At 48.3% G+C, this 23,001-nt stretch carries 20 protein-coding genes and 1 tRNA gene; 6 read left to right on the top strand and 15 right to left on the bottom strand.

Features of this window, described 5'->3' with window-relative positions; genetic code table 11:
* Positions 1-18: 18 nt before the first annotated feature.
* From BUB81_RS04195 to BUB81_RS04215, 5 genes are all read right to left on the bottom strand, one after another.
* Positions 19-144 (bottom strand): DUF3149 domain-containing protein, encoded by a 126-nt coding sequence (locus BUB81_RS04195; RefSeq protein ID WP_073318841.1) that lies wholly within the window; start codon positions 142-144, stop codon positions 19-21.
* A 256-nt stretch (positions 145-400) separates the two neighbouring features.
* A complete protein-coding gene (locus BUB81_RS04200) occupies positions 401-655 on the bottom strand; it encodes a hypothetical protein (RefSeq protein ID WP_139241503.1) in 255 nt (84 codons plus the stop codon).
* 467 nt (positions 656-1,122) lie between these two features.
* The gene (locus BUB81_RS04205; RefSeq protein WP_073318848.1) at positions 1,123-1,761 is read right to left on the bottom strand and encodes a transglycosylase SLT domain-containing protein; all 639 of its coding nucleotides are present in this window, start codon (positions 1,759-1,761) and stop codon (positions 1,123-1,125) included.
* 84 nt (positions 1,762-1,845) lie between these two features.
* Positions 1,846-3,432: a glutamate--cysteine ligase gene (gene gshA / locus BUB81_RS04210; RefSeq protein ID WP_073318851.1), complete on the bottom strand. Its 1,587-nt coding sequence runs from the start codon at positions 3,430-3,432 to the stop codon at positions 1,846-1,848.
* A gap of 173 nt (positions 3,433-3,605) precedes the next feature.
* Positions 3,606-6,467 (bottom strand): M16 family metallopeptidase, encoded by a 2,862-nt coding sequence (locus BUB81_RS04215; protein ID WP_073318854.1) that lies wholly within the window; start codon positions 6,465-6,467, stop codon positions 3,606-3,608.
* Positions 6,468-6,627: 160 nt separating this feature from the next.
* Here BUB81_RS04215 and BUB81_RS04220 point away from each other — a divergent pair, with 160 nt between their 5' ends.
* From BUB81_RS04220 to BUB81_RS04230, 3 genes are read left to right on the top strand one after another with little or no spacing between them, the layout of a single operon-like run.
* Complete coding sequence (locus tag BUB81_RS04220; protein WP_073318857.1) at positions 6,628-7,191, top strand: Hpt domain-containing protein; 564 nt, start codon at positions 6,628-6,630, stop codon at positions 7,189-7,191.
* Between the two features lie 15 nt (positions 7,192-7,206).
* The gene (locus BUB81_RS04225) at positions 7,207-7,890 is read left to right on the top strand and encodes a TIGR01621 family pseudouridine synthase (RefSeq protein ID WP_281250806.1); all 684 of its coding nucleotides are present in this window, start codon (positions 7,207-7,209) and stop codon (positions 7,888-7,890) included.
* 16 nt (positions 7,891-7,906) lie between these two features.
* Complete coding sequence (locus BUB81_RS04230; RefSeq protein WP_073318863.1) at positions 7,907-8,800, top strand: ketopantoate reductase family protein; 894 nt, start codon at positions 7,907-7,909, stop codon at positions 8,798-8,800.
* A 7-nt stretch (positions 8,801-8,807) separates the two neighbouring features.
* Here BUB81_RS04230 and lysS read toward each other — a convergent pair whose 3' ends face one another.
* The 5 genes from lysS to prfC form a co-directional block, all read right to left on the bottom strand.
* On the bottom strand, positions 8,808-10,352 hold the full coding sequence (gene lysS / locus BUB81_RS04235) for a lysine--tRNA ligase (protein ID WP_073318866.1): 1,545 nt from the start codon (positions 10,350-10,352) through the stop codon (positions 8,808-8,810).
* A 26-nt stretch (positions 10,353-10,378) separates the two neighbouring features.
* Positions 10,379-11,477 (bottom strand): peptide chain release factor 2 gene (prfB, locus tag BUB81_RS04240; protein WP_139241505.1). Its coding sequence is split into 2 segments (ribosomal slippage): positions 10,379-11,401 and positions 11,403-11,477, totalling 1,098 coding nucleotides; the frame shifts between segments, so codons are not numbered across the junction.
* A gap of 97 nt (positions 11,478-11,574) precedes the next feature.
* The gene (locus BUB81_RS04245; protein WP_073318872.1) at positions 11,575-12,150 is read right to left on the bottom strand and encodes an NADPH-dependent FMN reductase; all 576 of its coding nucleotides are present in this window, start codon (positions 12,148-12,150) and stop codon (positions 11,575-11,577) included.
* A gap of 62 nt (positions 12,151-12,212) precedes the next feature.
* Positions 12,213-13,946 carry an arginine--tRNA ligase gene (gene argS, locus BUB81_RS04250; protein WP_073318875.1) on the bottom strand — a complete coding sequence of 578 codons (1,734 nt, stop codon included), beginning with the start codon at positions 13,944-13,946 and terminating at the stop codon, positions 12,213-12,215.
* Between the two features lie 8 nt (positions 13,947-13,954).
* A complete protein-coding gene (prfC, locus tag BUB81_RS04255) occupies positions 13,955-15,538 on the bottom strand; it encodes a peptide chain release factor 3 (RefSeq protein ID WP_073318878.1) in 1,584 nt (527 codons plus the stop codon).
* Between the two features lie 311 nt (positions 15,539-15,849).
* On the opposite strand from prfC, the gene BUB81_RS04260 reads away from it, so the two are divergent.
* The 3 genes from BUB81_RS04260 (at position 15,850) to BUB81_RS04270 (ending at position 20,485) form a co-directional block, all read left to right on the top strand.
* The gene (locus BUB81_RS04260) at positions 15,850-18,129 is read left to right on the top strand and encodes a CHRD domain-containing protein (RefSeq protein WP_073318881.1); all 2,280 of its coding nucleotides are present in this window, start codon (positions 15,850-15,852) and stop codon (positions 18,127-18,129) included.
* Between the two features lie 150 nt (positions 18,130-18,279).
* A complete protein-coding gene (locus tag BUB81_RS04265) occupies positions 18,280-19,617 on the top strand; it encodes an OmpP1/FadL family transporter (protein WP_073318884.1) in 1,338 nt (445 codons plus the stop codon).
* A 136-nt stretch (positions 19,618-19,753) separates the two neighbouring features.
* The gene (locus BUB81_RS04270; RefSeq protein WP_245819119.1) at positions 19,754-20,485 is read left to right on the top strand and encodes a glycosyltransferase family 25 protein; all 732 of its coding nucleotides are present in this window, start codon (positions 19,754-19,756) and stop codon (positions 20,483-20,485) included.
* Here the strand turns inward: BUB81_RS04270 and rimI are convergent.
* From rimI to pnuC, 5 genes are all read right to left on the bottom strand, one after another.
* On the bottom strand, positions 20,474-20,917 hold the full coding sequence (gene rimI, locus BUB81_RS04275; RefSeq protein ID WP_073318890.1) for a ribosomal protein S18-alanine N-acetyltransferase: 444 nt from the start codon (positions 20,915-20,917) through the stop codon (positions 20,474-20,476). The two genes, BUB81_RS04270 and rimI, sit on opposite strands and share 12 nt — an antisense overlap.
* Before the next feature lie 8 nt (positions 20,918-20,925).
* Positions 20,926-21,405: a hypothetical protein gene (locus BUB81_RS04280; protein ID WP_073318893.1), complete on the bottom strand. Its 480-nt coding sequence runs from the start codon at positions 21,403-21,405 to the stop codon at positions 20,926-20,928.
* Positions 21,406-21,463: 58 nt separating this feature from the next.
* Positions 21,464-21,540: transfer RNA gene (locus BUB81_RS04285), tRNA-Trp, on the bottom strand.
* A gap of 105 nt (positions 21,541-21,645) precedes the next feature.
* The gene (locus tag BUB81_RS04290) at positions 21,646-22,431 is read right to left on the bottom strand and encodes a phosphotransferase (protein ID WP_084526219.1); all 786 of its coding nucleotides are present in this window, start codon (positions 22,429-22,431) and stop codon (positions 21,646-21,648) included.
* Entirely contained in the window at positions 22,389-23,000 is a 612-nt protein-coding gene (pnuC, locus tag BUB81_RS04295) for a nicotinamide riboside transporter PnuC (RefSeq protein ID WP_073318900.1), read from the bottom strand. The genes BUB81_RS04290 and pnuC overlap by 43 nt, the downstream gene beginning before the upstream one ends.
* Position 23,001: the final 1 nt, after the last annotated feature.

A 23,001-nucleotide genomic window follows, 5' to 3' on the forward strand; every position in this document is an offset into this window, starting at 1 on the left:
CGTTAGTATCACTGAGGGTTATTTGTGGTCATCGGCACTGTTGTGAATAAACATATAGGCGTAATACGCCATCATCACGCAGATAATAAAAATACCTAACAGAGAGCCCCATACCACTGGATCTTTAAATAACATGCTCCACATAACGTTCACCTTTTTTGCAATTTCTATGGGTTAAGTTTGCCCTCATTCCCTTCCAAAAATGCTGATCCAAATCAATCCCCCCGAGCTGCCCTCGCGTGCAATATGATGTAGATCAAAGGTTGTGGTAAATCTTGATAGCCTAGTGTGAAGGAAGCCTTGTTAGCACAGACTATTCGAAGAATATTAGCCCCATATACGCGGTAACTAGGAGGTAATACTTGTGATGGGAACTTGGTGAATGTGATCGTTCTTTGATTTACCGCCCCGGCTGTTCAATGCCGTTATCAAACGTCCCCTTATACAGCATTTCCTCTTTATCATTATAAATAAAGTAGACATCTGAAAACGAGGTAGGGGTAGCGTTAGGTGCTGCGCATTTTGTCTTAAGTAACTGAAGGGCTTGCTCCAGGTTAGGTAGCTCATCGATGAAATATTCGCTGTAGTCGTATTGATCGTAACCAACCACACGGTATTTGCCTGTCGACGCTTTGTTACTGAATGTATTTGACATACTCATCCTCTTACATATCACTACCTGGAAAACAACATTCACTTTTGGTTGTGGTTTCGTTTATGCCTGAACCTAAAAAACCATTTTAAACAATAACTTAATTGAATTCTCTTTCGAATTTCTATGGTTTGATGATGTCGAGTGAATAGCGAGATTTGGGGCAACTGAGTCGTATGAAACACGTTTAACTATCACGTTGTGATATCGCTATGTTATTTCACGACGAAAAAAAACCAAATCACAACTTGATAATAATTATCATTTAGATTACCGTAGTTATGCCTGTTGGGTATCTGATGATTGACGGTCTTGGGCAGATACCCATTTCTTTGGGCAGGCATTTTGCCTGCCCGATTTTTCTTTACTCTTTTTCTATACTCTGCCTTTATACCGAAGCCAATTTTGCCGAAATCATCTATGTCGCCAACATGTTGGCTAACATAATTTATATTGCAAGCGCTTGTAGCTCAATCAAACAATTTCCAGAACCAGCTTTTTTGCAAGTCCGCTTCGCAGGTTTTCAACTGACTCGCATAACGCAGTGAGCGGTCTTTAACGCGTTTAGCCACTTGTTTTAACCAGGCCTTTCTGTTGTATGTTTTCTTGCGGTAGCCGCCCCAACCTTCGTGATAATTCAGGTATTGCGCATAAGCGTCCCACTTCGAAATGCCATTTACCGTGTGTGTTTTACTAATGAACCAGCCCATAAAGTCCATGGCGTCTTCAAAATCATCGCGGTCCGCACCACTGTTACCCGTTTCACGAATATAGTCGCTCCAGGTGGGTGTTTTAGCCTGAGAATATCCATAAGCTGAACTCACCCGGCCCCAGGGAATTAAGCCGAACAGAATATAATCGCGAGGAGGTAACGCATCGTGCCGGAATGAGCTTTCCTGATACATCATGGCCATAGGTACATGAATGGGTACGCCCCATTTGTCACGCATCTCTGCAGCGGCATCGTACCAGTCTTCTTTTTCGTAGAAGATTTCACACAGGTTACTGATGTCTTTTGGCGGTGTTGTGGCACACCCCACAAGCATCAGCGGCATTAACACCACCCAACCCGAAAAAAAAATACAAAATTGTTTGAACTTTTTGTACATACATTGTCCAACCTAGTGTTCCGAATGTGTGTTTCCCTGGAACGAATTCTTTATGCCTGACCCGTGTCAGGCATTTTTTTTGCCCTAATTTTGTGGCGGACGGGCAAAGTATTCCTGGATAAACGCGTCAAATGACACCTTGTCAGCAGCCTCAATGTCTTGCTGGGCAGCGTGAGAACGCGTGGCCTCTTCAACAAAGTCCGCTGCCGTCTTATAACGGTATTCAAAGGCTTTAATGTCATTGCGATAGCTATTTGCCAACTCTCGCCCTACCACCGCGTTGTCGCCTTCACTTAATAATTTATTTAACCAGCGACCTGAAAAAGTCTTATCGGGGTCAGTGATTTTTTGCCACTCTCGTTCAACTGCCAGGCTATAGCGATTGTCATCATAGGCGTTATCCATGAACTGCGCTACGTCGCCGAACCTGGCAAACAATTGCTCAGCCCACACCTGCATGCTGACTTCCTGTTGGTTGTGCAGCAAGGTTAATCCAGGCTTACGTCCTTCCAATACAATGCGGTTTAAGTTCACTTCCGTTTCTTTGTAACGATCTGCGGTGAACTCCGGGCTGTCCATAAGCAAACAACTGATCAAAAACACGTCAAGAAAATCGATTTGTTCCCGGGAAATGCCTGTCGCACTGAAAGGATTAACATCCAGCGCACGTACTTCTATATAACTAACCCCACGGGTAGCCAGCGCATCGGTTGGCTTTTCCATGGAACGGGTTGGCTGCTTGGGGCGTATCGGAGAATAGAATTCGTTTTCAATTTGTAGCACGTTTTTACTGAGCTGCTGGAAGTTCCCCCCCTCACCGGCTGCAAATCCCGCATAGCGCTGCGATGGCTGATACATCGCCTCTCTGAGCACGCGGATGTAATTATCCAGCTCGTTGTAACAAATCCGCAGCGATGACTGTTCGGTGCTGGTGTAGCCCAGTCCGCTCATACGCAGTGACGTCGCATAGGGCAAATACAAGGTACCTTTGCCCAGTTGCTTAAAATCAAGACCGTGTTCGCGCCCGGCGACAAACGAACTGCACAGTGCCGGCGACGCACCAAACAAAAAAGGAATTAACCAACAGGTTCTGCGGTAATTCCTAATCAGGCTGAAATACTGTGCAGAGATCCAATCCTGAGTCGGTTCAACGTTTTGCTTTTCCGCCAGGTATTGCCACAGGCTGTCAGGTACCGAAAAGTTAAAATGCACACCCGCGATGACCTGCATCATGCTGCCATAGCGGTTGCGCAAACCAACCCGATACGCTTTTTTCATTTTACCGACATTTGACTCACCAAAGTACGCAATCGGGATTTCAGCTTCGCTTTTAATAAAGCACGGCATGCTAAGCGGCCAAAGGCGCTCTTCACCCAGATTGTCCAGGGTAAACTTGTGTACGTCAGCCAATTGCGCCAGGGTTTTATTCGCGTCGGTTTCTGGCGGCGTAATAAATTCCAATAAGGATTCTGAGTAGTCAGTTGTAATACTATCGTGCGTCAGCGCCGCGCCAAGTGACACCGGGTGGGGTGTTTGTGCCAACGAGCCTGTGGGGTTGATTCTGAGACATTCTCTTTCTACGCCGCGTTTAATGCCTTGAATACTATTAATGGCAGAGGAATGACTTAACGCGTTTAGGTCGTAGGTAAAATCTGAAGTCAATGGAAGCAATGTCAATATCCAGGTGTACCCCCGCAGCGTACGTGCTGCGGAGTGGTTAGTTCTGCGGGTATCTTATCAAATAAATCACCAGTGTTAATGCCTGATTGTCTGAATTTCACGTGGGTCTGTGGTTATCTCAAACAAGTCACTGGATCACTTGCTTTGACGAATGCCTGGTGTGGCTAACCACCAGCAAAGGAAATATCGTAAACTGGCATCGCCAATGCTTCCAGCTGCGGTTGCAACGCTTGTTTGTCACCGACAATAATAATTTGTAAATCCTGCGTATTTAACAGGCGGCTAGCCACTTTGTCGAGCTCAGGCTTGGCAATGCCTCGAATTATCGACTTTTGTGTTTGCTTGTAATCACTGGGCAAATCATACGCCACCAAACGGCGTAGAAAAGCCGCTTTATCCATTGGCGTTTCATACTCCAGCGCTTCACTTAACGTAAACGCGTTCTGCATAAACGCTAGCTCTGCTTCGGTTATCCCTTGTTGTTTATACTGGTTAATTTCTTTCATTAGCTCAACAATACCCGCTTCGGTATATTGCTGTTTAAGCTCGGCGCCCGCTTCAAACCACCCTAATGATTTGCCACCGTTAAACGAAGAATAAGCGCCGTAGGTGTATCCTTTGTCTTCCCTCAGGTTTTGGTTGATGCGACTGTTAAAGTCGTCACCCAACGGGAAGTTCATTAATTGGGCGTGAAAATAGTCACCCGTGGCGTCATAAGGCAGAGAACGCGAGACCATTCTTACCGTACTTTGTGTCGCCCCGGGCACATCGACCAGATAAATCTGGTTAGACTGATACTCCGGGAAGCTGGCATAGCCCGGAATGGTATAATCACTGCCCTGCCAGTCAGATAAAAAAGCCAAACGGTCAATCAGCGCCGCCTGCGATATATCCCCCACCATCACTAGGGTGCTTTTAGCCGGCACATAATAGTTTGCATAAAATCGTTTAACATCGTCGAGTGTGATGTTTTGTATGGTTTCTGCTGTTCCGGTTTGCGACAAGCTAATACGGTTTTGTTTACCCCATAACACTAACGACGTGGCTCTCTCGGCAAGCGCAGAAGGATTTTTAGCCTGGGAATTGATGCCATCAATCACTTGCTTTTTCAATCGGTCGAAATCTGACTCAAGAAATGCAGGGCGAAACAATTTCTCTTTCAGTAAAGCCAGAGTGGCGTCGAGGTTTTCTGTCAGGCTGGATACAAATACCTGGGTGTATCGTCCATTACTGGTGAAGCTAATAGAGGACCCAAGTTTAGCCAACTCATTAGACATGGCTTCGTTGCTGTAGCCCTGAGTCGTTTCGTTCATCATCATAGCTGTCATTTGTGACAGCCCGGCTTTTTCCATTGGATCCAGTAACATGCCGCCTTCCATGTCCAGGGTAAAACTGACTGTAGGCGTCTCATCGCTGGTCACACCGATAATTTGCATACCGTTGTCTAAACGGTCGCGCCAGTACTCAGGTACGGTAACGGATGGCGCAGGTCCGGCTTCTGGTACCACGGAGCGGTCAAAGCCGGCGGACGACGTCCGGGACGTTTGTCTGGCAACGTCAATTGAAGTGGTTTCTTGTTGAATTGCGAATTCACGCGGGGCTGATTGAAAGGTTTGTGGCGCAGCTGCCAGTGCAGACTGACCGTGAGGCACTACACTCAATACAACCGCTTTCTGACCTTTGATGTATTTTCGGAACACGCGGTAAACATCTTCTTTGGTGACGTTATTATAACGGGCAATGTCCTCGTTAATCAGGTTCGGATTGCCAAAGAAGGTTTCGTTATAAGCCATTGTTGACACCTTCCCACTCACGCTCTGCAATCCATAGATGGTAGACGCCTTAATACTCGCTTTTACCCGCAGGAGTGCGTCGTCGTCAAACGGACGCGACTCAAACGTATCCAGCATGGTTTGAATGGTATCGTACATGCCGGCCAGACTTTCTCCGGACTCCGGAGAAATTAGTGCCATCAGATTAAATTCGCAGGCCAGCTCGCTACAGGGGTGCGACACGCCCGCTTGAACGGCTTTACCGGTTTTCACTAACGACTCGTAAAACAGTGACGTTTTACCACTGCCCAGAATATTCGACAGTACGTCCAGCGCAGCTTCATCTTCATGTCGGGCATGTACTGTTGGCAGCACAATTTGCAACAACGGTAAATGAATATTGTCTTCCAGCGTGACAAAGCGATTGTCAGATAATTGCGCTATCCCAGGCGCTTGGGCCGGAATATCGGGTCCTGCAGGTATTTCACTAAAGTACCGGGAAATCCAGGCTTTTGTTTGTGCTATATCGATGTCGCCGCCGATGGTAAGTACGGCATTGTTAGGCCCATACCAGCGCTGAAAAAACGCTTTTAAATCGTTTACATTAACTCTGTCCAGATCTTCAACATAACCAATAGTCAGCCACCCATAAGGATGGCCCTCGGGATACAGGGCCTCGGCAATTTTTTCATGGCGACGTCCATAAGGTTGATTGTCTACCCGCTCGGCCCGCTCGTTTTTTACGGTTTCACGCTGTATTTCAAACTTTTCCTGCGTTACCGCAGGCAATAAAAAACCCATTCGGTCGGCTTCCAGCCAAAGTACTTTTTCCAGCTGATTCGCGGGTACGGTCTGGAAGTAATTCGTGCGATCGCGGTTGGTTGTGCCGTTCAGGGTGCCACCTGCGTCCGTCACTATTTTAAAGTGCTGCTCATCGGCCACATTTTCTGAGCCCTGAAACATCATATGTTCAAAGAAGTGGGCAAAACCGGTTTTGCCCGGTAACTCTCTGGCAGAGCCAACGTGATACGTCATATCAACGTGCACCAGTGGATCAGACTTATCCTGATGCAAAATAACAGTTAACCCGTTGGCCAGTTTATATTTTTCATAATTGATGTGAACTGGCTGTGCTACACTGTCAGACGACGCCTTTGATACAGCAACAAGGGCAGAATCGGTTGTGTTATTCGCATACTGGCAAGCTGACACCACAAAAATACACAAACCGACTAAAATGAATCTAAACAACATGAAGTAATTCCAGGAAAATGATCGCCAGTAGCTGAAGATAGGAAAACGTTAAACTAAAGTTGAGCACTTTAACAATAAATATAACTAAAAGTGTACAGCAAATACGAATACCATATACAAATACATTACACAAAACTCCACAGTTGAAACGAAAGGCGCTATGACAACAACAAACGAACCTATTGATTTCGAGTTTGGACTCAGACAACTCAACGGCAACGAAGCGCTACTCCATCGCCTGTTGCGAAAGTTCGCCGATGAATACAGAGACATCGGCACCCGGCTTCCTGCACTGTTAAGCGCTCAGGATATTGCTGGCGCTGAAATTCTTGTGCACACATTAAAAGGCGTTTCCGGAAACCTGGGTTGCAATGCCGTGTTCGAAGCAAGTCGCTCGATCAATCAGCAACTCAAAGCATCTGACGTGAATAACAATGATATTGCCGATTTATTGCAGCAGGTCAACCAGACTATTGCCCTTATAGACGCGTTGCCCAGCGGCGATGACGCAACGAATAGTACCAGTGAAGAAAAGCCTGAAAGTAAAATTGCGCTGCAGGCACTGACTGTCGCGCTAAACAACCATGAGTTTATCAGCAACGACAAGCTTAATAGCTGGTTAGACGCCATGCCCGCTTCACCGATGCAGCGACAGCAAATTACCAACGCCATCGACGAACTGGATTACGATGCCGCTAAAGCGCTGTTGTCAGAATTAGCCTAATCGCGGGCAATCAGGTTGAACATTCTGTTTTCTCATCCCGACTTTATCGTAATTGATAAACCGCCGGGAACAACTATGCATGATCCACAAGAAGGTGTGGTTCATCAGGCTGAAATGGCGTTTGGCCTGTCTGATCTTCATTTGGTACACCGGCTTGACGACGGTACATCGGGCTGTCTGATTCTGGCAACAAACCGAGCAGCAGCCGCTCACTTTGAGCTGCTTTTCCGCACTCACCAGGTGCAAAAATACTACCTTGCGCTAAGTGACAAAAAGCCGAAGAAGAAACAAGGCACCATCCTTGGTGACATGAAAAATCGCCGTCAGGGCCAGCATATACTGCTGAAAAGCCGGCATAATCCGGCCATTACACAATTCTTCAGTTATGGGTTTGACGGGGCTCCCCGAACGTTTGTCGTTCGCCCATTAAGCGGCAAGACACATCAAATTCGCGTGGCCCTGAAAAGTCTCGGCAGTCCGATTTTGGGCGACGCATTGTATGGTGGGACGCATTCGGATAGGCTTTATTTACATGCATGGTGCGTGGCTTTCCAATGGTATGGAGAATCAATTGCTGTGTTTAGCTGTCCACAGCAGGGGGAAGCGTTCATCAATCCGGTATTTTCAACCTGGCTCAACAGCCAGTCAGACCCGGCCCTACTTGCCTGGCCAAGCGCGCCAGGAAAACCCAACGCTTAATAAAAAGGAAAAATGGATGTCCTGGCGTATTAATATACTCGGCAGTGGTGCCATCGGTGGTCTTTGCGCAGCCGGGGCCCACAAGGCTAAACTGACTTATCGGTGTTTTGTACGCCAGGATCGCAATCCCCTGCGCTATGCAGAGGGCCTGGACGGCCAGATAACAACGCTGGAATATGCGTCAAATGACAGCTACCCATTGGGTGACACTGACTTGCTGATCATGCCACTGAAAGCCTTTCAGCTTGAAGACGCGTTGCGTCAGTGGCAGGGGAAAATCAGTCTGAATACGCCTGTTTTACTGCTGCACAATGGCATGGGTGGCGTTGAATTAGCCAGAGATATCATTCCTGACAACCCGGTATTGCTGGCTACTACAAGTCACGGTGCATTAAAGCTGAATGCAGATACCGTGAAACACACCGGTTTGGGCGCTACCATGCTGGGTATGGCTTTTCACCACCCTAAGGCAATTTCGCTGCAACATCAGCTCACCCCAATTATGGAGGCCTGTATCGGTCCGGTTACCTGGCGTGATGACATGCACAACGCACTGTGGCAAAAGCTGCTTATTAACTGTGCCATTAATCCGCTGACCGCATTGGCCAATGTTAACAACGGTGAGCTCGCTCAGGCCTCGTATCGCCCTACCCTTCAGGCTATATGTGAAGAGGTATGCCTCACTGCGCAAGCTTGCGGCATTTTCATCGATGCCAAATCAGCATTGGAGCAGGTCTTAAACGTCATCGAAAATACCGCTGAGAATTATTCCAGCATGCACCAGGATATCGCCCATAAGCGTCCCACTGAAATCGATGCAATCAATGGCTATGTGGTAAAACAGGCACAAAAAAAGGGTATTGACGTTCCCGTCAATACCCAGATGTTACTCGCGATTAAAGCGTTATAAACGTCGCTTACTGATCCTGGCTCTCTGGCTTCATGTGCGGGAACAGGATCACGTCTTTAATGGTCGGGCTGTCTGTAAACAACATGGTCAGACGGTCAATACCAATGCCTTCACCGGCCGTAGGCGGTAAACCGAATTCCAGTGCGCGGATATAATCTTCATCGTAGTGCATGGCTTCGTCATCACCCGCGTCTTTCTCTTCCACTTGTTTGCGGAAACGTTCGGCCTGGTCTTCCGGGTCATTCAACTCGCTGAAGCCGTTTGCCAGTTCACGGCCGCCAACGAAGAACTCGAAACGGTCAGTAATAAACGGGTTGTTGTCGTTACGACGCGCCAGCGGTGATACTTCCCACGGGTATTCAGTAATGAACGTAGGCTGTTCCAGCTTCTCTTCCGCCGTCGCTTCAAAAATTTCGCAAAGGTATTTACCTGCACCCCAGATACCGTCAACTTCCGGCTCCTTGATATGCAGTTGTTTAGCCATTGCTTTCAGCTCGTCCAGATGCGCTTCCGGATCGCGGATTGCCACTTCGTTCGCTTCCGGCCAGTATTTCAGGATAGCTTCACCCATGCTCAGACGATCAAACGGCTTACCAAAATCGTACTTCACTTCGCTCAGCACATTGCCTTCGGCGTCTTTGGTGGTGTTTGTAATGATCGCTGTGCCCAGAATATCTTCTGCCAGTGTACGCAGCATGTCTTCTGTCAGGTTCATCAGGTCATTGTAATCCGCGTACGCCTGGTAGAACTCCAGCATGGTGAATTCAGGGTTGTGGCGCGTAGACAGACCTTCGTTACGGAAGTTACGGTTGATTTCGAACACGCGCTCAAAACCACCTACTACAAGGCGCTTCAAATACAGTTCAGGGGCGATACGCAAATACATATCGATATCCAGTGAATTGTGGTGCGTAACGAACGGTTTTGCAGTCGCACCGCCTGGGATCACCTGCAACATTGGCGTTTCCACTTCAATGTAGTTACGGGTAGTCAGGAAGTTGCGGATACCGTTAACAATTTTGCTTCGAACCACAAACGTTTCACGGGTTTTTTCGCTGGTGATCAGGTCAACATAACGCTGGCGATACTTGGTTTCCTGGTCAGTCAGGCCGTGGAATTTCTCAGGTAGCGGACGCAGAGACTTAGTCAGCAGTTCATACTGACTCATGTTGACATAAAGATCGCCTTTACCCGACTTGTGCAGCGCACCAGCCACACCGATGATGTCACCGATATCCAGCGAGCCGTAGCGCGCCTTGATGTCTTTTTGCGTGTCTTTGTCGGCATAGGCCTGAATACGGCCAGTCATGTCCTGTAATAACAGGAATGGGCCACGTTTAGCCATAATACGGCCGGCAATGCTCACCTGATTGTCTTGTTCAATCAGGGTTTCTTTGTCCAGTTCACCAAATTGCTGCTGCAATTCGTCGGCGTAATTTTCACGACGAAAGCTGTTAGGAAAGCCATTGGCACGGCAGGTTTCCCGAATCGCGCTCAGTTTCGCGCGGCGCTCGGCAATCAATTTGTTTTCGTCGAGTTGTTGGTCGCTCATAATCTGTTCACTTTCTGTTAAATGGCTTAAAGACCTGACTTAAGGCTGGCCTGAATAAACTTGTCTAATCCGCCGTCAAGAACCGCTTGTGTGTTGCGGGTTTCAACGCCGGTGCGCAAATCCTTAATACGGGAATCGTCCAGTACGTAAGAGCGGATTTGGCTACCCCAGCCGATATCAGATTTGTTGTCTTCCATCGCTTGTTTTTCGGCAGTTTGCTTTTGCAGCTCATACTCATAGAGTTTGGCTTTCAATTGCTTCATTGCCTGATCTTTATTCTTGTGTTGCGAGCGGTCATTCTGGCACTGCACTACGATATTGGTAGGTACGTGCGTGATCCGCACCGCGGAGTCAGTCCGGTTAACGTGCTGACCACCAGCGCCTGACGCGCGGTAGGTGTCGATGCGCAAATCCGCCGGGTTGATTTCGATTTCGATATCGTCGTCAATTTCCGGATAAACGAAGGCCGATGCAAATGACGTATGACGGCGATTGCCTGAGTCAAAGGGCGATTTACGTACCAGGCGATGCACGCCGGTTTCCGTGCGTAGCCAGCCAAAGGCATACTCGCCTTCAAAGCGAATCGTCGCACTCTTAATACCGGCAACGTCACCGTCTGACACTTCAATCAGTTCAGTTTTAAAGCCGTGCTCCTCACCCCAGCGCAAGTACATTCTGAGCAGCATATTGGCCCAGTCCTGCGCTTCGGTGCCGCCAGAACCAGACTGTATGTCGAGGTAGCAATCGCAGCTGTCGTTCGGGCCGGCGAACATGCGGCGGAATTCCAGCACTTCCAGTTGCTCTATCAGTTCATCGAGCTCACTTTTCGCTTCGTTGAAGGTGTCTTCGTCTTCGGCTTCTACAGCTAATTCAAGCAGACCTTCGACGTCTTCGGCACCTTGCTCCAGTCGCTGAATGGTTTCGACAACCTGTTCTAGTGCGACTTTTTCTTTACCAAGGGCCTGCGCGCGCTCTGGCTCATTCCAGACATCCGGACTTTCCAGCTCGCGGTTAACTTCTTCTAGACGCTCCGACTTAACATCGAAGTCAAAGATACCCCCTAAGCGCTTCACTACGCGCCCGGATATCCCGAATCGCATTTTGCACTGGGTTAACTTCAAACATGGGTAACCTTAATACGTTGGTGTTGTAGATAAGACGCGCGATATTACCGAATTTAGCCGATATTTAACAGCCGTTTGTCAGTACCGCGCGTTATGGATTATTCGCTTTTCAGCTTAGTGGCCAGGTCGACAACCTGTTTCGCCAGATTCGCCAGTTGCTTTTTCGTTTTCTCGTCGCTGATAGCACCCGACTCATCAAGCTTGTCGGCGACATTACCTACTGCGACCTGGGCTGGGGCAACAATACAGCTCAGGTTCTGCATTAGCATGCGCAATACCACCAGCACACGCATGCCGCCCAGCGCACCTGGCGAAGCCGCCATTAAGCCAACCACTTTTTGCTTATACGCCGCAAGTACAGGCTCATCTCCCGCTTTACGCGATGCCCAGTCAATGGCGTTTTTCAGTACCGCAGGATAGCTGCTGTTGTATTCCGGACTGGCGATAAGGATACCATCGTGCTCAATCATAAGCTGTTTAAAAGCCTGAGCGCGCTCCGGAATACCGTACTCAGCCTCTTCATCTTCGTTAAAGATCGGCATCGCATAGTCAGCCAGGTTGATCACGGTTACTTCCGCACCGGCATCTTTAGCAGCCTGCGCCGCACATTCAACCACGGCCTGGTTGTAAGAGTTTCGCCGGGTACTGCCTGAAAACGCAAGAATCTTAGTCATGGTATAAGCCTTCCTAGGTCTGTTATCTGTAATTAGGGTGAGAGTGCGGCTTCTCTGAGCCGCTACATTTTATCCAGCGTTTCGATGCCCAGCAGGTCTAAGCCCAGCTTCAGCTGTTTTGCGACCAATGCAGACAACGCCAAACGGCTTTGACGCGTGTTACTGTCTACGTCGTCCTTGAGAATCGGACAGGCTTCATAGAAACTCATGAAGTGGCTAGCTAAGTCGTAAAGATAGCTACACAGCACGTGTGGCGTTGCATCACGGGCAACTACAGCCAATTGTTCTTCAAACTGCAATAGCTGAACAGCCAACGCATGTTCCTGAGGGTGTTCGATATGAATAGCCTGAGACAACTGTGTTGGCGCAACATCTGCCTTGCGGAACAAGCTTTGCACACGGGTAAACGCATACTGTAAATACGGTGCCGTATTTCCTTCAAAGCTCAACATGGTGTCCCAGTTAAACATATAGTCTGTGGTACGGTTTTTACTCAGGTCTGCGTATTTCACCGCACCGATGCCCACTTTACGGGCTACCGCGTTCAGTTCATCTTCTGACAATTCCGTATCACGTTGAGCAAGTAATTTCGCCGCGCGTTCAACCGCCTCGTCCAGTAGCTCAACCAGTTTTACAGTGCCGCCAGAACGGGTTTTAAACGGTTTGCCGTCGCTGCCCAGCATCATACCAAACGGGCAATGCTCGTAGCTTTGCTCTGGCTTCATAAAGCCCGCCTTACGGCCTACAATTTCGGTTTGCTTGAAGTGCAGAGCCTGACGCGCATCCGTCAGAATCAGGGTTCTGTCGGCGTTCAGTGTACCGCTGCGATAGCGGATTGCGGCTAAATCCGTGGTGGCATACAAGTAACCGCCACCGGATTTTTGTACGATGTACACCGCTGGATTACCTTCTTTGTCGGCCAGTTCAGGAATAAACACGACCTGTGCGCCCTGATCTTCTACCGCAATGCCTTTTTCTTTTAACTCAGCAACCACGTTAGCCAAATCGTCGTTATAGGCTGACTCGCCCATAATGTCTTTTCGGGTCAGGCTAACGTTCAGCTTGTCGTACACTTCTTCACTGTGTGAAATCGAGACGTCGATAAACTGTTTCCACAATGCCAGACACTGTGCATCACCGCCCTGAAGTTTTACAACATACTCACGGGCGCGGTCGGCAAAGCCGTCTTCTTCGTCGAAGCGGACCTTGGCTTCACGATAGAAATCTTCCAGATCAGACAGCGCCGTTTCTGCAACTTCGTTGTGGCTGAGTTTGTCGCTTAAGTGTGCCAGCAACATGCCAAACTGCGTGCCCCAGTCACCCATGTGATTCTGACGAATCACCTTGTGGCCAAGAAATTCCAACAACTTAACAACCGCATCACCAATAATGGTTGTGCGTAAATGGCCAACGTGCATTTCCTTGGCCAGGTTGGGCGAAGAGTAATCGACTACAACAGTTTGCGGTTGTTGAGCTGGAATGCCTACCCGCGCATCATCCAGTGCCGCATTACATTGTTCTGCTAACCAGTCATCGCGCAGGTGAATGTTAATAAAACCCGGACCGGCAATTTCCAGCTTGCTGGCAACGTCGTCCAGTTTTACCTGTTCTAAAATTTGCTGTGCGATATCGCGAGGTTTTTGCTTCAGCGTTTTTGCCAGCGCCATAGCACCGTTGAACTGATACTCACCAAATTCCGGGCGACCACTGCGCGCAACCGGTACTGGTGCGTCAGAAATACCCATTGAGGTTAATGCCTCGGAAAAACGTGATATTAGTAAAGCGTGAATATTCATATCGGTGATTAGTGCTCGCGTGTTGTTGTAAATTCAATATCCGGGTAACGCTCCTGCGCTAACTGCAGGTTTACCATAGTCGGGGCGATATAGGTCAAGTTATCACCGCCATCCAGAGCTAGGTTTTGCTCGGCCTTACGCTGGAATTCGTCAAGTTTTTTGGCGTCTTTGCTGTAAACCCAACGCGCTGTTGCCACGCTAACGTGCTCATATATCGCGTCAACGTTGTATTCCGCTTTCAAGCGGGCAACCACCACATCAAACTGCAGCACACCCACTGCGCCTACAATTAAATCGTTATTGATTAACGGGCGGAACACCTGCACAGCCCCTTCTTCTGATAGCTGAATCAGGCCTTTTTGCAGTTGCTTCTGTTTAAGAGGATCTTTCAGGCGGATACGCTTAAACAATTCAGGCGCGAAGTTAGGGATACCGGTAAAACGGTAATCCTCGCCGGAAGAAAACGTATCGCCAATGCGAATAGAGCCGTGGTTATGCAAACCAATGATGTCGCCTGCGTACGCTTCTTCAAGCAGTGCACGGTCGCCAGCAAGAAACGTCAGTGCATCGGAAATTCGTACATCCTTGCCAATCCGCGTGTGGCGCATTTTCATGCCTTTTTCGTACTTGCCTGACACAATACGGCAGAATGCAATACGGTCACGGTGTTTCGGGTCCATGTTGGCCTGGATCTTAAACACAAAGCCACTGAATTTCGGATCAGTCGCTTCGACTGCGCCGCTGTCGGTTTCGCGTCCCTGAGGCTCAGGCGCCCAAGCCACCAGCCCATCCAGCATATGGTCAACACCAAAGTTACCCAATGCCGTACCAAAGAATACCGGTGTAATTTCACCGGCCAGGAATAACTCCTGATCAAATTCATTGGATGCGCCCATCACCAGCTCAAGCTCATCACGAAACTCTGCTGCTAATCCGTTGCCTACGGCTTCATCTAACTCCGGGTTGTCTAACCCTTTGATAATTCGCACGTCCTGGATGGTATGGCCTTGGCCAGACTGATACAGGATCGTTTCATCGCGGTGAATATGGTACACACCTTTGAATTGTTTACCGCAGCCAATGGGCCAGGTAACAGGGGCACAGGCAATATTCAGCTCGGTTTCCACTTCATCCAGCAACTCCATAGGGTCACGGATATCGCGGTCAAGCTTGTTCATAAAAGTAATGATTGGCGTATCGCGCAGACGGGTAACTTCCATTAGTTTGCGAGTGCGGTCCTCTACCCCTTTTGCCGCGTCGATAACCATTAAACAGGAATCAACCGCAGTCAGTGTACGGTAGGTGTCTTCCGAAAAGTCTTCGTGTCCGGGGGTATCGAGTAAGTTCACAAGATTATCGGCGTAGGGAAACTGCATCACCGAGGTGGTTACGGAAATCCCACGTTCCTTTTCCATTTCCATCCAGTCAGATTTAGCATGCTGACCTGACTTTTTGCCTTTCACGGTACCCGCTGTTTGCAAGGCATTTCCGTACAACAGCACTTTTTCTGTGATGGTGGTTTTACCGGCGTCGGGGTGCGAAATAATCGCAAACGTGCGGCGACGACTAATTTCTTGTTGAACTGTACTCATTAATCCAATGCTTTTCGGTTAAAGAACTGCAGATTGAAGCTGTTGCTCCAATAATTTATTGGCCGCGATTATATAGGTATTTGGCCGGTGTTGGTAGGTTAGTCCGCCTGAATCGTTTTTCACTGTATGGTGACTCTCTGATCTCGTTATCAGACACAACCGTAAAAATTGCCAAACGCTAATTTGAACAAATTCAACACATTAACGAATTTCAATTGTTTGTAAATTTGAATTTATAAAATCCTATGATCTTTTAGGTTACCTCCAGCGTTAAATAGTTGTTAACAATGTAAACGACACTGGAGAACACCATGAAGTTACACAAGTTTGCAGTCGTGGGGTGCGCGGCATTCCTCGCTGCTTGTATGCATGACGATGATAAAAAAGAGGAAGTGGTCACTCCACCTCCTGCCCCCACCTTCAGCGCGAGCGCAACATTCGATATCGATCTGAGTGGTAAGCAGCAAGTCCCTGCCAACATGTCGATGCAAATGGGCACCGCCACCATTGAGCTGGACGAATCCCTCGGACTAATTCGTGCCTCAGTTGACGTGAGCAATGTTGAAGGGGTACAGGCTGTCCACATTCATGATGGAGATATTGGTCGAAATGGTGATGTAGCATTTGGTTTTGAAAGTGCTGGCGACGGCACCTACACTCTAGATGAAACCAGTGTTGACGCAGACCTGATTGAAGACTTGCTGGGAGGCGAATGGTATGTAAACGTGCATACTGAGACCTTTTCAGACGGTGAACTCCGTGGTCAGATAGTGTCTGATGACATGGCGATCGTAACCTTCATGCTGGATGGCGAACAAGAAGTACCGGCCGTCTCCACCCTCGCCGACGGTTATGGTTACGCATTGGTATCCACCGCAACCTACGATCTCGATTTAGTTGTTTATACCGACGGCATTGATGACGCAACAGCGGCTCATATTCATACCGGTCGCGCTGGTAACAACGGCGATGTGTTGGTGGCTCTCGAGCAATCAATGGACGACATGACCATGTGGATGACGCCTGAAGGTACCATGATTGACGAAGATATCTTCGCAGTACTGGCGTCAGGCGGCCATTATGTCAACGTACATACCACCAGCCAGCCAAGCGGTGAAATTCGCGGTCAAATCCTGACCGACGATTATCAACTGGCGACGTTTGCGCTTAGTGGCGCTCAAGAAGTACCCGCAGTTGATACCGATGCATATGGTAGTGGGTATGCACTAATTAACACTTCCACATATGCCGTCGAGGTTACGGTAGTGACTGAGGGCGTAGACGATGCTACTGCGGCACACATTCATACTGGTCGTGTGGGTATGAACGGTGATGTGCTGGTCGCGCTTGAACAGTCGGCCGATGACATGGGCAAATGGGTAACGCCAGAAAATCTCGCCATCGAAGCGTCAATTGTCGACGTGCTCATTTCAGGCGGTCACTATGTGAATGTGCACACCCCGGCCAACGGCAGCGGAGAACTAAGAGGCCAGATCCTAACCAACGACTATGCGCTGGCAACGTTCGAACTTAACGGCGACCAACAGGTACCCGTAGCCTCGACATCTGCGATGGGAAATGGTTATGCCGTTGTGAACACGTCGACATATGATTTAGAACTCGTTGTTCATACCACTGGCGTAGACGATGCAACAGCTGCCCATATTCACACCGGCGGTATTGGCATGAACGGTGATGTTCTGGTGGGATTGGAACAGTCAATGAGCGATCCAGGCATGTGGATGACACCGGCGGATACAGCGATTAACGCTGATATTCTGGCAGTGTTGGCCTCAGGCGGCCATTATGTGAACGTGCATACGCCAGCATTCCCGGGTGGTGAAATCCGTGGTCAGATCGTAACGCCAGAATATGTTATTGCGACCTTTGGACTGAGCGGCGCTCAGGAAGTGCCAGCTGTAACGACTATGGCGTCAGGCAATGGCTATGCATTAGTGAATACAATGACTTACGCATTAGATCTTGTTGTGCACACCGAAGGCGTTGATGACGCAACGGCTGCTCACATTCACACTGGTCGTATCGGCATGAACGGTGATGTGCTGGCTGCCCTTGAACAATCTATGGACGATCCGGGCATGTGGATGACAGCGGAAGGCACAATGCTAACGGCTGAAATCTTTGCGGTACTGGCTTCAGGTGGACACTATGTCAATGTACATACGCCAGCCAATACGAGCGGCGAATTACGCGGTCAAATCCTTACCGACAATTACGTAATGGTAGCGTTCGGGCTGAGCGGTGAACAGGAAACTCACGCAGTGACAACAACTGCAACGGGCAGCGGCTATGCGTTGGTCAACACCGACGATTACAGTCTAGAACTGCAAGTGGTTACCAGTGGCGTAGCAGATGCAACGGCTGCGCATATCCATACCGGTGCAGCAGGTGTAGACGGCCCGGTACTGTTGGCACTTGAACAAGACGCTAGTGATGTAAATCGTTGGATGGCACCAAGTGGTGCAATGCTAGACGCGGCCATCTTTGCGGTACTGGCCTCAGGTGGTCATTATGTCAATGTCCACACACCAGCTTACACTGCAGGTGAGCTTCGAGGGCAAATCCAGTAGTCACAATTTAACTTTCTACAAGAGGTGCTTTATGCACCTCTTTTTTATTTCCACAAATGCACAGGTTACATCTTGCGATTCACAGGCTGTGTGCGTAACGTATAGAAAACATACAATAAATAACAATAAAACTCGCAAAGGAGTGGCTACATGAACCGACTTAAAACCGGAATGCTGTCGTGCTTATTCGCAATTTCTCCCTCCCTGATGGCCGATCAATACCACTACGGTAATTTGTTAGTCGGCGGCCGTGCCATCGGTTATGGCGGCGCTTTTATCGCAGTAGCTGATGACCAGTCTGCAATGTATTACAACCCTGCAGGTCTCAGTTTTCAGTCGGGAGCCAAATCAGCCTCTGTAAACACCATGGCATTCGAACGCACCCGTTTCGAACAGGTTTATTCAAACGGCGACGATTTTGAGCGCGCCTCATTTGCTGTTGTACCCGGTTTCCTAGGGATCAGCACAGAACTGGAAAACTGGCACATCGGTAGCTACTTTACCGTTACCGACTTTTCTCAGGAACGGGTCGACAGTCGCTCCGACTATACCCTCCCCGCTACTGAGGTAAGTGCACAGCAGCAGGTAACAGAATCGGTCGTTTACGATTTCGACAATGCGGCCTACCGCTTAGGTGGTGTCGCTGCCTATAAAATAAATTCAACGTTTTCACTTGGCTTTGGTATGAACCTACAATATGCCGAGACAGTACTTAATCAGTCATCAGGTGCGGCTATTGTGATCGATTCCCCAATGGGGGAGATTTATACCGGTTTTGATGCGCGGCGACGTATTACGGAAAAGCAGTTTTTTATTTCTCCTCAGCTCAGTGTGCTCTACAAAGAAAACGGTTGGCGCCTGGGTGCTTCTGCTACCTATACGGCATCATTAAATCGAAGCTATCGTTCAAACAGTGTCATAGTGGCGCCGATGGTGACTTTACTCACCGGTTCCCCAAACACCACCTTCCGCGATGAAATCAACACCGACAAAGACCAAAAGCAACCGCTTAAATTGTCTGCCGGTGCTGCCTATGAAAGCAATGGCTGGCTGATTACCGGGCAGGTTAACTATTTCACTAAAGTAGATTTAGCCAACAAAACCACCGACAGCGTGCCACTAAACCGGGAATTAAAGCAAGTGACCAACTACGCCCTTGGCGTAAAAATTCCGGTTAGCAACACTTCGGCAGTCACCTTCGGTGTATTCACTGATAACAGCAACAGTGTGATTGACCTGACTCAACCGTTCCAGCGCGAAGAAGCCATCGATACAACCGGCGTCAGTGTGGCATTTGAAACGCATATCATGAGTTACCCGCTGACAATCGGCATGTATGCGAAACATGGCAGTGGGCAAGTACGCTATGCTGACGTGCGGTATGTTGAAGCCGTAACGGGTCTGTCGCTTTACCCTGAAAATGACTCGTTTGATGTAAAACCGGCATCGAAACGATCATTTGTGTTATTCGCCAGTATGGATTTTTAAACCAACAGTCTTAATTAATCACGTTATGTTGCCTTGGAGGTCGTAACTATTTACTATTCGGTGTGAGAGTTGTTGTAATTTTCTTAACAATAACGACAGCAACTCAATCTCTTTCTAAAATCCAATGGTTTAAATTTTGATTCCAATAATAATAATAAATTTAGATGACAGCATTGAGCGATGGGAAAGTCTGAGTAAGCAACTCTCTAATATCGGACTCAATCCTATCAGACTTGCCGGCACCTTGGGGTGCGCTCTAAGCGAACAGGACAAGTCAATATGGGCGAATCACAAAAAAAATCGCAAGCAACATCACCGCAATCTCACGGATGGTGAAATTGGCTGTTACATAAGCCATTACCGGGCCTGGGAAAAGATTGTAGAAGACAATATTTCTGCCTGTATCGTGCTGGAAGACGACTTAAATGTTGATCCTGGTTTTACGTCTGCTATCGAGACAATAGAAACACTGCCTAAAAGTTGGGATCTCATAAAACTCTATGATGGCAGACCCACTCCATTTTATCATTCAACGCCCATAGACAATGAATTCTCAGTGGGAAACTACAAAACTGTACCCAACGGTTGTCAGGCATATGCAGTTAGTTTAACTGGCGCAAAGAAACTCTTGGCCAGAAAGCCTTTTTTCCGTCCTGTGGATATAGATATTCAATTTCATTCAGAAATTCAATTAAATGTAATTGGAATAAAACCCTACAAAATCAAAGTGAACCGCGAGTTTGAGAGTGATATTGAGCGGGTAAATAAAGGGCGACATTCCAATCACAGTTCTTTGATGAGAAACCTTAAGTATCGGATAAACATGTTCATAGAACGTCAAAAAGTATCGGGAAAGCTACCTGAGTAGATCGCGCTTCATTACAATCGCATCTTCTCGCCCCGATGACGTCGGGTAATAACCTTTTCGCGTTTCTACGGTTTCAAATCCCTGTTTGGTATAAAGGTGAATAGCAGGTGCGTTAGACGCTCTCACTTCAAGCCAACAGCTGTGCATGCCTTTCGCTTTACAATGAGACAGTACAAATGTCAGCATCTCTCTGCCCAGTCCTTTGCCCTGTTGCTCCGGCGCGACCGCGATTTCCATTAGCGTTACTTCGTCCAGTACGTACAGTAAAATACAAAAACCGTTAATGCTGCCATCTTGCTTAAGCATCCAACCTTCATAGGGCTGGGTCAGGCAATCTTCAAAGGTTTTTCTCGACCATGGCTTGTATTGAACAGCGGTGTGTATGGCGTGGGCTTGCTCTGCATCGGCCGCTAACAGAGGGAGTAATGTCATAACAGGGTTCAGCTTGCTGACAGCGCAACCAACGCTTGCCATAACGCACGTTTGTGCTCTGCTGTTAGTTTGTCAGGTTGGGCAGGTAGTACCAACTCTTGCTGGTTTACGCTTAGTTCTTTACCTATCCAGACGGCTGCTTTCTCATTAAGCTTGAGAGATGCTAAGGCGTTAGAGACATCATCAGTAAATGCGCTGAACTGTTCGCCAACCGGCTGCTTTGCAGGTGCTGAATTGGTTACAGAAACAGCAGCGGTAGTTTGATTTTTATCGGCTTTACCCTCTGACGACATGGCTGCTTTGAGACTGGCTAGACGAGATTGTGCATCAGACTTTGAAACGGGTGTGCGCTTGGGCTTATCTGCAGGTACCGGGCTGGCAACCTGTTCTGCTGACTGCGTTACCTTTTGTGCATCCTGGCGTTGGAATACCGGAATGTTCATGGCTTGCAATACAGCAATTTGATAATCAGACAATCCTGTCGTCATTTACGACACCTGATGGAAAAAACGAAGTAGGAAAAGTGTATCAGATTAAAGAGAGAAGTGGCAGGGGTGGAGGGACTCGAACCCCCAACCATCGGTTTTGGAGACCGCTGTTCTACCAATTCGAACTACACCCCTAGCGCGCTGTGAATTATACGTATGCCCGATCAAAGGTAAAGCACTTTTAACGGAAAATCGTCAAAATTGAGCCAACCGGGCAATAAATAACCATATCGGTAAACCTTATGGTAATGCCGCCATCCATAAGTCGTTGGTAAATTGAACAATGGGTAGAAATATGTCGGTTTGCTGCTTTACGGTATGAAGCGAAATGGCAGAGACATCCGCATAGGCTTCACATAAAGCCTGTTGCTGTGCACTATCCATTTCATTGATCACGACACACGCGGCTAAATCGAAATAGCGATTGCCAATTGCCGCGTATTCCCAATCAATAATCAGGTCTCGCTGCGCACCCACCAAATGGGCAAACGACAGGTCATTATGGCAAAAACAGTAATCGTCATAGTGACTGTAGCGAGCAAGTAACTGAGTCAGCTTGTCTCGCTGTGCAACAAATGGCCTGGCTTCCCGTGAGGAAAGCTGTTCCAGGTAATGCTGCCATACTGGAACAAGGGCTAAGGTCGGTGCGTTTACGTCACACTGATGTACCCGCCATAACGCGTTGGCCAGTAACCTGGTATCAAGGTGAGTTTGTTCCGGCGTTTCAATCCAGCTTTCCACCCAAATTCTGGCGTGCTTGTCAAAACCGCAGAGAGACGGAGCAACGCCCTGCTCGCTCAACTGTTTCTGCAAACCGTACACGTTTGTATAATCAACGGCGCTGAAGGTGTCCGGACCAAGTACTTTGACCGCCCAGGCCTGATGACCATCAGAGACTTTGAATACCCTGTTTGCCGGCCCTTGACGCACTAACTGCCAGTCAAACGCTGATGCATTAGGTAAGATGGGTACCAGTGTCCGTACTAATTCATCACTGGGGAATGACTCACCCATTCTTTTTTCCATTGTATATATCCGTACAAAGAGAATCCCACATACCCAACAAACAGGCAAGCAGACAACGCCAGTCCGCTCTGCCAGTACAAGTACACTGCTGCACAATTAATGAAAAACCAATACACCCAGTTCTGCAGCACTTTATGGGCAACCATAAAGGTAGTCACCACACTGAACACGTTGACCGCCGCATCCAGCCATAAATGCTCGTGATTAAACTGCGAGGCCGCCAGTTTTCCCAACAGCACAACAACGCCTGCCAACACCATTACCAGCAACGCGTGGAGCCAGAAGGGCCAACTTACCACCTGGTTGTTATCCGTTGCTTTGTGATGCCATTGCCAATAGCCGTAAACGGCCATCACCATATAAAAGACATTTAAGGCAGATTGGAATGGCAGGGACACCTGCCAGAAAATCCAGGTATACAGTGCGGTGCTGGTAAATGCAGCAGCCCAGCACCATACGTTCTGACGAGCAGCCAGCCACACATACGCTATAGCCAGTATTACTGCCAACCATTCCAACACCGAGGTCTGCAGAAATTGTGACACAAACTGTGTAGCCAACTGTTCCATG

Origin of the sequence: Marisediminitalea aggregata (assembly GCF_900129565.1) — a bacterium.
In the GTDB taxonomy this organism is placed as follows: Bacteria; Pseudomonadota; Gammaproteobacteria; order Enterobacterales; family Alteromonadaceae; genus Alteromonas; species Alteromonas aggregata.